The 11,808-nt window shown below is 71.1% G+C and carries 9 protein-coding genes; 3 read left to right on the forward strand and 6 right to left on the reverse strand.

Annotated features, from left to right (window positions below; all coding sequences use genetic code 11):
* Positions 1-593: helix-turn-helix domain-containing protein (locus tag ON27_RS45445; RefSeq protein WP_043735568.1), on the forward strand; the 593-nt coding region annotated here is incomplete at its 5' end.
* 13 nt (positions 594-606) lie between these two features.
* Here the strand turns inward: ON27_RS45445 and ON27_RS30690 are convergent.
* From ON27_RS30690 to ON27_RS30700, 3 genes are all read right to left on the reverse strand, one after another.
* Positions 607-1,461, reverse strand: a complete 855-nt coding sequence (locus tag ON27_RS30690) for an alpha/beta fold hydrolase (protein WP_043735570.1) — start codon at positions 1,459-1,461, stop codon at positions 607-609.
* The gene (gene hsaA, locus ON27_RS30695; protein WP_043735572.1) at positions 1,461-2,624 is read right to left on the reverse strand and encodes a 3-hydroxy-9,10-secoandrosta-1,3,5(10)-triene-9,17-dione monooxygenase oxygenase subunit; all 1,164 of its coding nucleotides are present in this window, start codon (positions 2,622-2,624) and stop codon (positions 1,461-1,463) included. The genes ON27_RS30690 and hsaA overlap by 1 nt, the downstream gene beginning before the upstream one ends.
* A 96-nt stretch (positions 2,625-2,720) precedes the next feature.
* Positions 2,721-4,202 carry an FAD-dependent oxidoreductase gene (locus ON27_RS30700; protein WP_043735578.1) on the reverse strand — a complete coding sequence of 494 codons (1,482 nt, stop codon included), beginning with the start codon at positions 4,200-4,202 and terminating at the stop codon, positions 2,721-2,723.
* 158 nt (positions 4,203-4,360) lie between these two features.
* On the opposite strand from ON27_RS30700, the gene ON27_RS30705 reads away from it, so the two are divergent.
* Positions 4,361-6,763 carry a PEP-utilizing enzyme gene (locus ON27_RS30705; protein WP_043735574.1) on the forward strand — a complete coding sequence of 801 codons (2,403 nt, stop codon included), beginning with the start codon at positions 4,361-4,363 and terminating at the stop codon, positions 6,761-6,763.
* A gap of 78 nt (positions 6,764-6,841) precedes the next feature.
* Positions 6,842-7,744, forward strand: a complete 903-nt coding sequence (locus ON27_RS30710) for a tyrosine-protein phosphatase (RefSeq protein ID WP_245560366.1) — start codon at positions 6,842-6,844, stop codon at positions 7,742-7,744.
* 102 nt (positions 7,745-7,846) lie between these two features.
* Here the strand turns inward: ON27_RS30710 and ON27_RS30715 are convergent, their stop codons facing one another.
* From ON27_RS30715 to ON27_RS45030, 3 genes are all read right to left on the reverse strand, one after another.
* Positions 7,847-9,049, reverse strand: coding sequence for a lipase family protein (locus tag ON27_RS30715; RefSeq protein WP_043735580.1), 1,203 nt, complete (start codon positions 9,047-9,049; stop codon positions 7,847-7,849).
* A gap of 193 nt (positions 9,050-9,242) precedes the next feature.
* Positions 9,243-10,016 carry a tyrosine-protein phosphatase gene (locus ON27_RS30720; RefSeq protein ID WP_051047139.1) on the reverse strand — a complete coding sequence of 258 codons (774 nt, stop codon included), beginning with the start codon at positions 10,014-10,016 and terminating at the stop codon, positions 9,243-9,245.
* Positions 10,006-11,808, reverse strand: a 1,803-nt coding sequence (locus tag ON27_RS45030; RefSeq protein WP_083887902.1) for a pyruvate, phosphate dikinase, incomplete at its 5' end; no start/stop codon positions are given. The genes ON27_RS30720 and ON27_RS45030, both read right to left, overlap by 11 nt.

Raw genomic sequence — 11,808 nt, forward strand, 5'->3', positions numbered from 1 at the left:
TGGACCACTGGCGGCGCGGCGACCAGGATGTCGCGACCGAGTACCTCGCCAGGTCCATCGAGCTGTTCGGTCTGTTCGACCGATGCGTCTGGCTGGCCTCGGCGTTCGAAGGGCTGGCGTGGACGGCGGTCGCGCGCGCCGACTACGAGCGGGCCGCGCGCCTGCTCGGCGCCGCGGAGATCCTCGCGCGCAGCACGGTACGCCTCGCGCACGCCATCACCGGCGTCCTGGGTGACAAGATGCGAAACCAGGTGCGGGAGGCGCTGGGCGAGAAGGCGTTCCAAGAGATCTTCGACAGCGGCGCGGCGCTGCCGCTGGAGGAGGCGATCGACTACGCGCTGGGCCGCGTCTACGCCGCGGCGCGACCGGCCCGGCCCGCTCCGGCCGGGTCCGAGGCCGCGGCCGACGTCCTCACCCGGCGGGAGAAGGACGTCGCCCGGCTGGTGGCGGCCGGCCACAGCAACAAGCGCATCGCCGCCGACCTGGTGATCTCGGTGCGCACGGCGGAGACCCACGTCGAGCACATCCTCACCAAGCTCGGCTTCACCTCCCGGACCCAGATCGCGGGCTGGGTCCGGGATCACGACGTCTGATCGGCGTGCGCGATCAGAGCCCGGCGGTGAGGAAGTCGGCGACCGCCCGCTCGAACGCCGGCTTGCGCTCGATCTGCACCCAGTGGCCGCAGCGGGCGAAGACGCGCAGATCGGCGTTCGGGATCTGCCGCGCGGGCAACAGCGCCGCCTCCACCGGCGTCACCCGATCGTCGCGGCCCCACAGGATCAGCGTCTCCGCACGCAGTCCGCGCAACCGGGCCCACAGCGGAATCGGTTCGGCGAGAGCGGGATCGGCGAAGGTCGCGTAGGCGTCGCGCAGCGCCGCGACGGCGGCCGGATCGGAGGCGGCGACCAGCCGGGCGTCGATCAGCTCGTCGGTCAGCGTCGCCGGATTCGACACCATGGTGCGCAGCCACGGCAGCAGACGCTCCCGGGTGGGTTCGGCGTTGAACTCCAGCAACCGCGTGATGCCTTCGGACGGTTCCGGCCCGAGCACGTTCACCCCGACGCCACCGGGCGCCATCAGCACCAGCCGATCGACCCGTTCGGGATGTTCCAGCGCCAGCAGTGCGGCGACCGCGCCGCCCATCGAGTTCCCCAGCAGGTGCGCGCACTCCAGGTCCAGGTCGTCGAGCAAACTCAGCACCGCGTCGGCGGAGATGCGTAGATAGTTTCGTTCGTAGACCTCCGGTCGGTCGCTGGCGCCGAAGCCGGGTTGATCGACGATCAGGCAGCGGAAACGCCCGGCCAGCGCGGGCAGGTTCGCGCCGAAGTTGGCCCAGCCCGAGACACCCGGTCCGGAGCCGTGCAGCAGCACCAGCGGGGCGCCCGATCCGGCTTCGTGGTACCGCAGCGTCAGCCCGCCCGCCCGGCTCCGGCGCGTGGTGCTCTCGGCCGTGAGCGTCATCAGATCATCCGATCGGTGACGGGCAGTCCGAACGCGTTGCGGCCGTACAGCACCAGTGCGCGCTCGATGTCGTTGATGACGTGCACGCTCCCGGCGTGCGCGTCGCGCCAGTGCCGTTCGATCGGGTTGGGTTTGCGGATCGAATGGCCGCCGGAGTTGTCGAACAGCAGGTCGATGGCCTCGATGGCGCGTTCGGTGCCGCGCACCTGGTCGCGGCGGCTGCGGACCCGCAGCTCGAGCGGAATCTCCTCGCCCGCTTCGGCGTAACGCAGTTGTTCGCCGATGTTGCGTTCCATCTGCAGCACGGCCGCGTCGATCTCGGAGGCGGCGCGAGCCACCCGGACGTGCGCGAACGGGTCCTCGGCGGCCTTCTGTCCGCCGTAGGAGATCCGCACCCGCTCCCGCATGCGCTCGAGGTGCGCTTCGTAGGCGCCTTGCGCGGCGCCGATGATGGGAGCGGTGATGGTGTTGGAGAACACCGCGCCGAACGAGATGCGATACAGCGGGGCGGTATTGACCTCCTGGCCCGGCCCACGCAACTCGGCCTGCTCGCTGGCGCGGTAGGTCCGGTGGGCCGGTACGAACGCGTGCTCGACGACGATGTCGTTGCTGCCGGTGCCGGACAGTCCGGACACGTGCCAGACGTCCTCGATACGGTAGTCGGCGCACGGCACCAGCACGGTCAGGTACTCCGCTCCCCCGTCACCGTCCGGCACCACCGCACCGAGGAAGGCCCACCGGGCGTGCTCGCATCCGGAGGAGAAGCTCCAGCGACCGCTGATCTCGAAGCCGCCCTCCGCGGGGGTCAGCTTGCCGGTCGGCGCGTACGACGACGAGACCAGGGTGTCCGGATCGGCGCTCCACACGTCCTCCTGCGCGCGCGGCGGGAACAGCGCCAGCTGCCACGGGTGGGCGCCCAGCACCGACGCCACCCACGCCGTGGACGGGCACGCGGTGGCGATGGCGCGGATCACCTCGTAGAACGCGATCGGCGAGGATTCCTCGCCGCCGAAACGGGACGGTTGCAGCATGCGGAACACCCCCGCCTCGGTCAGCTCCCGGATGCTCTGCTCGGGCACTCTGCGCTGCAGCTCGGCGTCGGCGGCTCGCTCACGGATCGCGGGCAGCAGATCCCGTACCCGATCGAGCACCTTGTTGGTCATATCCGGTAGTCCTCCTCGTAGTCCCGTTCTGTCGACGCTAGGCCGGTGCGGCGGAGTCGGTTCCGATCCATCCCGATGACCGGAACCTCGCCCGGATCAGGCGTCGCGGGCCGCGGCGACGCCCGCTCGGCGGCCGAAGTAGGTGCCGTCGCCGAGCGAGGTGCCGCTGATGTAGCCCTCGCCGTGCAGGTTGCTGGCCGCCCGGCCCGCCGCGAACAGTCCGGGGATCGGGGCGCCATCGATGTCGAGCACGGCGCCGTCGAGTGAGGTGTGCAGACCGCCGAGGGTGAAGACGGAGGCGCCGGTGCCGCGGCGATCACCGGTCTCCGCCGGGGGCCGCACCCCCGCCCGCACATCGATCGCGGCGAACGGTGGCGTGAGCGGGCGCACCCAGCGCGCCGCTTTCCCGAATTCGGGATCCGCACCGCGCTGGGCGAAATCGTTGTAGCGGCGAACGGTGTCGGCCAGCGCGGCGGCTGGTACGCCCATCAGGTCGGCGAGCTCCGCGGCGGTCTCCGCCACGTGGGTGGGCCGGGCGCCCCACCGCTGTCGTTCCGGCACCTCCTCGAAGGCCCGCTCGTCGAGCACGACCCAGGCGCACATGCCGTGCCGGAACAGGGCCGCCTGGCCGATCCGGCCGGGATAGGTGTCCTCGTTGACGAATCGCTGCCCGTGCCCGTTCACCACCATGCCGCGCGCGGCCAAGCCGGGAACGAGCGCGATGCCGACCTGGCCCGTGGCCATGTGCCGCACACCCGCGCCGAGCGCCTGCGCCATCCGGATACCGCTGCCGTCGTCGGTGCCCGCGCTGACTTTGGTGTGGCCCAGCAATTTCGGCGCGTGCGCGGCCACCATCGCGTCGTTGTCCACGAATCCGCCGGTGGTCAGCACTACGCCGCGGCGGGCCCGGATGGTCAGTTCGGCGCCGTACCGCCGGGCCACCGCACCGGCGACCGTACCGTCGGACGCGACGATCAGGCAGATCGCCTTGGTGTCGAAAAGCGCCGTCGCACCGGCGGATCGGGCGGCCCCGGCGAGGCGGTCCATCAGGAGCTTGCCGCCGAAGCCGGCGGCGGCCGGGCGATGGCCGCGCGGGGCGGGCGTAGCCAACCCGGAGAACGGCAGACTGTTCTCCCCCAGCCACATGAGCCCGTCGTCCGTGGGCGGTACCCAGGCCGGTTCGTCCCACAGCGTGGGGTTGAACGGCACACCGCGCTCGGCGAGCCAGTGGAAATGCGCGACGCTGTCCGCGCTGTAGCGGGCGATCTTGTCCGTGTCCGCGCCCGGGCCGAGCGCCGCGCACAGGAACGCGGCCATGGCGGCGGGATCGTCGTCGAATCCGCAAGCCCGCTGGATCGGCGTCCCGCCGCCGAGGTAGATCTCGCCGCCCGAGAGCGCCGAGGCGCCGCCGGGGCCACCCATCCTCTCCAGCACCAGCACCCGCGCGCCCGCCCGCGCCGCCTCGAACGACGCGGCCGCCCCGGCGCATCCGTACCCGACCACCAGCACGTCGGTCTCGATGTCGTACGCGCGCACCTCGGCGGCGTCCCGAGGCGCGACCGAATTCCGATCACTCATGTGCCGACCTTCCCGCGCGGCTCGCGGGAACCGCTCGCCCATCTTGGTGAGCGACTCCGCGGTCCCGGTGATCGGGACTGCGGGCCGTCGCGGCGGTTTCCGCTCGCGATGGTGTGTGAACGGCGTCACGTCCCGGCGTCAGCGAGGAGGAAGAGTTCATGCGGATCCTGGTCACCGGAGTGTCCGATCCGAGCGGTCGCGCCGTGGCGCGCATGATGCTGGCCGCCGGTTACGAAGTCGTCGGGCTGGACCGTGCGCGGCACCGGTACGTCGACCCTCGGGTCGAGGTGATCACCGGTGACCCGGCGGATCCGGCGCTCTGCGCGCGGGCCGTCGACGGTTGCGCGACGGTCGTGCACCTGGGCGGCTCGCTCGACGCGATCGCGGTCGCCGCCCGAGACGCCGGAGCGCGGATCGTGATTACGGTGGTCGCCGGTTCGGACGCGGTCGCCGTGGACGCCGTACGAGCCAGTGGGGCGAAGTCCTTGATCGTGCGCACCGCGCCGGTCGCGGGCAGGCGTATCGAGCGCGCGAGCCGACGAATCCTGCTGCCACTGCTGACTGCCCGGCGGCCGGGCGGGTTCCAATTGCTCCACACCGACGACTTCGAACGCTTCCTGGTGCTGGCCGCGGGATCCGCGCGCACCGGCATCGTCGAACTCGCCGCGCCCGGTGTGGTGTCCGGTGAGGACGCGCGCCGCATCCGCGAGGCGGTGGGACACCGGGGGTTGCGCTGGGTTTCCCGCACCCGGTCGTCCGCCGCGCAGGTGAGTACGACTGCCGCCGAGAAAGAATGGCGCTTCCACTGCGGTTGGACCGCCTCCGAAGTGGCCGCCGACATCGTCCGCGGACTGGCGGGCCGCCGATGGGACGGCGACGACCTGGTCACCCGGCCCGGTGCCATCCCGCTGCCCGGGTATCTGATACCGACCCGCGCCGGTACGTCGGACGGTCATGCCCTGGTCTCGGTGGCGCCGGAGGGTCTGGAGGGCGAGTTCGACGATCGCGTCGACCCGGCCTACCCGGTGCACACGGCCACGAACACCTCCGAGGCGCTGCCCGGACCGCTGACACCGCTGACGGTGGACTTGCAGGCAGGCGCGATCCGGCTGGCCAACGCCGCGATGGGCCGGATGATCGCCCTGGACGGCATCGCGCTCGAGCACTGGACCAGCCGGGTCACCACGGTGCTCGGCCACCACATCTACATCAACGCCTCGATCGGCGTGCTCGCCGCGGAGAACATGCCCGGCTGGGACGAGCAGAGCATCCGCCGCGACGTATACGGCAACATTCCCGCCGAGATCTCGCTGACTCCGCACGGCAAACCGCCCACCCCGACCGGTTTCGCCAGTACCCGCGCCACCTGGCGCGCGGCCGCCCGGGTGCTGCGCACCGCGTTGCGCTACCGCGAGACCACCGACGGGATCAACGCCGCGGCGCATCGGGAAGCGCTCGGCGCCACCGCCATCCGCGAACTCACGGATGAGCAGTTGCACGCCCGCGCGCTGCTGTGGCGGGACCGGCTGAACCAGTCCTGGGCGGCGGCGTCCATCGGCGTGATGATGACAGGCGCGGCCACGGCCATCCACGCCCGCGGCAAGGACGCGGCGGTCGTGCCCATCGACCTGGAACGGCTGGAATCGGCCAGGACCATGCTCGCCGTGGAACGGCTGGCCGCACTGTGCCGCACCGACACCGCGCTGCACCACGCGGCGCACGCGGGTGACGTCGCCGTGGCGCGAGCGGTCTCCCCGGCCTTCTCCACCGCGCTGGACGAGGAACTGCGCCGGATCGGGCATCGTGGACCCGGCGAGTGCGAGCTGCTGAACCCGACCTTCGGCGACCGGCCCGAGCTGCTGGTGGTCGCCGCCGCACGGGCCGCGGAGCTGCCCGCGCCCAAGCGGGAACCGGTCGACTCCGCGCCTAGCCGCACCGCGCGCATGGCGGCGGGAGCGACGACGGCGCGTGAACGCGTCCGCGACGCCGTCGTCCGGTACACCCACTGCCTGCGCCTCGCCGTGCGGGAGCGGGCGGAACGGCTGATCCGGGCCGGGCGGTTGGCGCAGGCCGAGGACGCCTGCTTCCTCACGCTCGACGAAATCCTCTGGGCCCCGGCCGACCTGGCCGAGCGCGTAGCACGGCGACGCGCGGAGCTGGCCCGGTTGCGGGGTGTGCGGATGCCGGATGTGATCGCCGGTGATTGGGCGCCGCTGCCGGACGCGGGCGCTCTGGCGCCCGGAGAAAGCCTGACCGGTACCGGGGTGTGCCCCGGCATCGTGGAGGGCACGGTGAAACGGGTGCTGTCCCTCGACGACGACATCGAGCCGGGCGACATCCTCGTCGCGTCGGTCACCGACACCGGCCATACCGCGATGTTCGCCTACGCCGCCGCCGTGGTCACCGACATCGGCGGCTCGGCTTCGCACGCCGCCATCGTGGCCCGGGAATTCGGCATCCCGTGCGTCGTCGACACCAAGGCCGCCAGCACCAGCCTCGCCGATGGGCAGCGGGTGCGGGTGGACGGGTCGGCGGGCACCGTCACCTTGCTCGACGCCTGAGTTGTGGCCGGAGTCGCGCACTCCGGTTGTATGTCGGCTCGGCGTCGCCGGGCCGCAACCTATGGAAGGAATGATCCAGTGACGATTTCGCGTGCCATTCGCGGTGCGATGACCGGTGTCGCCGCCGCATTGATCGCCGTGTTCCCGTCCACCACTGTCGCTTCGGCAGGGCCTGCGCTCGTGCATACCGTGCACGACCGTTCCATGCACCTGTCGACCGCGCCGAATGCCCGGGATATCGGTGACTATCCCACCCAGGGCAACGGCAAACTGCGTACGGGCGTCGTCTTCCGCACCGACGCCTTGGACAAACTCACCGCCGCCGACCAGCAGCAGTTGGTGACCTCCGGCATCACCAAGGTGATCGATTTCCGCAGCCCCACCGAGTCCGGGGCCAACCCCGACAAGCTTCCCGCGTCGATTCCCGCGGTCGCGCGGCCGGTCTACGACCCGGCCAACGACTTCTACGTGATGGTGGGCAAGGCGGTGCAGGGCGGCCCGGCGGTGCAGCAGCAGATGCTGGGTGACGGCAAGGCCGCGGGGATCATGCGCGACTACTACCGCTGGTTGGTCACCGACGCCACGGCTCGCGCACAGTTCGGGGCCACCGTCCGCGATATCGCGACCGCGAACGGACCGGTGCTGTTCCATTGCACCGCGGGCAAAGACCGCACCGGCTGGATGACCGCGATCCTGATGACGACGCTGGGCGTCCCGAAGGGTCAGGTGTACAAGGACTATCTGGAATCCAACGACAACCTGGCCGCGGGCAACAAGGCGCTGATGGACGGCCTCGTGGCGAAGGGGCTGGTCACCGATCCCGCACTCTTCGAACCGATCCTCGGTGTCAGCCGCGAATTCCTCGACGCCGCCTTCGACCAGGCCGACGCTTCGTTCGGATCGTTCGACCGGTTCGTGTCCGAGGGTCTCGGCATCGACGGCGCGACACTCGAAGCGTTGAAATCCAAGCTGCTGCCCTGACGGTTCGCGAACCAGAGCGGGCCGGTGGATGGTCATCCACCGGCCCGCTCGCTCGTCTCCGGACCGGGTACGCAGAATGACCGCCCGGGAGAATCACCGATATCAGCAGTTGGTCGGGGCGGGTTCTCCGCGAACCCGGGCTTCGAGCCATAGCAGCACCGCGGGTGCGCCCAGTACCGCGGGGGCCAAGTGCTCGAGCGCGGGCTGCAGTCCGACCGGGGGCACCACCATCGTCTGCACCCGCACCCCTGCCGCGCACCAGCGGCGGAGGGTGTTCTCGATGGCATCGACCGGAATCTGCTGATCCGCCGACGAATGCCACTCCAGGATCGGCGTTTCCGGTACCGCGGCGGCGAGTTCGAGGCTGTTCTCCTCCACCACCGACCGCGCGTCGCGGCTGTCGAAGATCGACGTGCTCGTGACGTAGTCCCGAGCGCTGCCGCCGACGCCCGCGGTGAGAATCTCGTTGCTGCAAGCGTTGGCCATGGCCGCACCCACCTCGCGGCCGCGCGCATTGAGATACGAGCTGATCGGCAGCCGGTCCGGGTACTCACGCTCCAACCCGATCGCCGCCGCCATGGCCAATCCGAACGAGGGGTGCGGGTCCAAGCCCAGCGCCTCGGCCATTGTCACCATATTCATCGGGGCGCCGCCGATCGCCGCGCCCGCGAGCCCGAGCTCGGGGGCGTACGTCGGCTGTAGCGCGGCCGCCCATCCCGTGGCCAGGCCGCCGCCGGAGTAACCGGCCAGCACGGTCGGGCTGTCCGGCGCGGCGAGCGCGGGCAGCCGCCGCACCGCCCGGATGCCGTCCAGCACGATCTGCCCGCTCAAACGCGCGGCCCCCAGAGCGAACTGCGGTCCGAGGTGATCCGGCAGCGCGACACTCCAGCCCTGTGCCAGCACCACGTTCAAGCTCGGTATGGTCGCCATCAGGTTGAGATCGTCGCCGTACAGTTTGTGCGATATCGCGCAATCGGTGCCGAGCGCATTGATGAAATGCTGATACGACAGCAGTGGTCCGCCGGGTCGCCGGCCGACGGGAGTGAGGACCGTGGTCGTCGCGGCGATCGGCGCTCCCCGTGAGTTCGTGGATCGGAATTTGACCAGCGTGACGGTGGAGCCGGGGAAGATGCCCAGCGGTGGCAGTGCCCGCACACCGAGCACATCCCCTGGTCGGTGTGCGGCCAGATCCGCGGGGGCGGCATAGAACGGGTCCGGATCAGGCGTCGGATACAGGGGTTCGGCCGTAGCCGTCGTCGCCAGCAGCAGACCGAGCGCCACGCCGCCGATCGCACCGCGCGCCAGCCCGGTGCGCCGGCTGCCCCGGAAAAGTAGCGAGTGCCGGATCACGATCTCGACCTCCAGTATGTTCGCGGCGTTTGTCGACCAGCCGCTTGCATTCAAGTCCGGGACCTCAGGCAAACCTCTAGCGACACGCCGGACGGAGCTGCCGAACCCGTGGAGCAGATGACCTCCCGTCCGCGCGCGCCGGCGCGAATCACGCTCCTGACACGACCAGCACTTCGCGCAGGCGAGCCAGCTCGTCCCTGCGTAGACCGCTGGCCAGCAACCATTCGGCCGCGCCGCCGTGTGCGGCGGAGAGGTTGGCGAGGAAGCGCCGCATCACTTCGGCTTCGACACCGAGGATGCCGGTGCTCACCGGGGGCAGGCCCGCGTAGGACGCGAGCGCGTCGAGCCGGTCGCGGACCCGCTGCATGCGTTCACCGGTGAGCGCGTAATCGACCGCGATCGCCTCGGGCGGCACGCCGACCGCGTCGAGCAGCACCGCTGCGAGCACACCGGTGCGGTCCTTGCCCGCGGCGCAGTGGAACAGCACCGAGTGGCGGCCCGCGTCGATCACCAGCCGGACCGCCGCCAGAATGGACGAGACGCTGCCGGTCAGCAGCTTGCCGTAGAGGTCGACCAGATCCACGCGGCTGGCGTCCGGAACCAGATCCCTTGCCGCCAGCGAGGATCGCGGCGACTTCCGCACCGGCAGGCAGATCCGCCGCACGTCGGCGGTGGCCAGCAGTCCGTAGCCCTCGCGCTCCACTTCGTCGGGCAACCGCAGGTCGATCAGCGTGCGCAGGGCGATGGGCCCGAGCAGTTTCGCCAGATCGGCTTCGGTGAGATGCTGCGGCGTGCTGGAACGGTAGACGATTCCGAAGCGGGTGGTTCCCCCGCCCCGCACGGGCAGCCCGCCCAGATCGCGCACGTTGTCGATCTGGGCGAACTCCACCCACCGGTCGTCGCCCGCGGTCTCAGTGGGCACGGCCGGCCGCCGCCTCGTCGGCGCGGCTCAGGCCGCACAATCCGATCAGGTCCTCGTGCAGCTCGAACCACACGGTGTGATAGCTGTCCAGCACCGGCCGCGCGACCCAGGCGTGGTCTCCGGCCGCGATCCGCTCGATCGCCTGCGTGAACCGGGCGGGGTAACGAGCCAGCCGTGGCGCGACCTCGCCGATCCGCCGCAGCAGCGGCTGCGCGGCACGGTGCAGTTCGCTCAACCGGGCCAGGACCGCGCCGTCGTATTCGGCGTCGGCGTGGTCGTTGACAGTGGCCGGATCCTTCATCTGCCACGCGGTCACGATTTCTTTGAGATCGCCGTTGAAAGCGCAGAATTCGGCATAGACGGAGGCGATCTCCGCCCGGTCGACCGCCCGTCGCTCCGCCGCCAGCAAGCCCTCCAGATGCTGTCTGCCTTCAGGTGTGAGGCGGACGCCGATCGGCGTCGCGGCGCACAGGCCCCGAGCCACCAACTCCTCGCACCGGGCGGCGACGGACTCGACCGCCGCACCGATGCCCGCGCCGAGCGCGTCGTGGGCGGCGCGGCCTTTGATCCCGATCAGCCGCAGCAGATCGAGCTCCGGGATCTCGGTCGCCTCAGCCCCGGGCTCCGCCTGCTGCCGCGTCGAGCCGTCGGTCGCGCGCGCGTCCAGCCACGCCGCCAAGCCGTCGACGTCGGCGCCCGCCCAGCCGGCCAACCGGCCGACATCCGCGAGGGTGCTCGCGTCGACGGCTCCGCCTTCGACCCGGCCCGGCCACACCGCGCCCGCGCCCCCGTCCACGGTGACGACCCTGCCGACGAGCGCCGCGACGACATCAGCACCGCAGCCGACCACGCACGGCCTGCCGATCTCCCGGCTGACCAGCGCGGCATGCGATGTGACACCGCCCGACCCGGTGACGATCCCCCGAGCGGCGATCATGCCGTGCAGATCGTCGGGGCTGGTGGTGGGACGCACCAGGATCACGTCCTCACCGGCCTCCGCGCGGCGTTCCGCCTCGTGCGGATCGCTCACGACGACGCCTGATGCCAGGCCGGGACAGGCGGATTCGCCATTGGCCAGCGGGGTTCCGGTGTACTCACCGGTCGCCGGACGCAGCACGGCGCGCACCTGTTCGGCGGTGACCCGGCGCAGCGCCTCGTCCGTGCCGATGAGTCCCTCCTCGGCCATGCCCACCGCGGCCCGCACGGCCGCCCGGGCCGAGCGTTTCGCGGGGCGGGACTGCAACAGCCATAGGACGCCGGATTCGACGGTGAATTCGATGTCCTGGATATCGCGGCCGTCGCGTTCCAGCAGATCGGCCGCGGCGAGGAGTTCTCGGTGCACCCCCGGCAGGGAGACGGCCAGCTCGTCCAGCGGTCGGGGGGTGGTCCGGCCCGAGACCACGTCCTCGCCCTGTCCGCCGACCAGCCATTCGCCGAACACCGCGGGCTCCCCCGTGTTCGGGTTGCGGCTGAACAGCACACCGGTGCCGGATTCCCCGTCCAGATTTCCGAAGACCATGGCTTGCACTGTCACCGCGGTGCCCGGGGTTCCGGCTACGCCGCGATTGCGCCGGTAGGTCTGCGCCCGGGGTGAATCCCAGGACCGGAACACCGCGCCGATGGCCGCCCGCAACTGCTCCCACGGGTCCTCGGGCACCGCACCGGACGGATCACCCAGCACGGTCTCGCGATACTGAGCCCGGAAGCGTGCCCGCGTATCGGCCGCGTAACCCGGGTTACCGGTCTCGTCCGCCAGCGCACGTGCGACGACCTCGTTCATGCCGAGGTTCAG

The sequence above is a fragment of the Nocardia asiatica NBRC 100129 genome (genome assembly GCF_000308415.1).
In the GTDB taxonomy this organism is placed as follows: Bacteria; Actinomycetota; Actinomycetes; order Mycobacteriales; family Mycobacteriaceae; genus Nocardia; species Nocardia asiatica.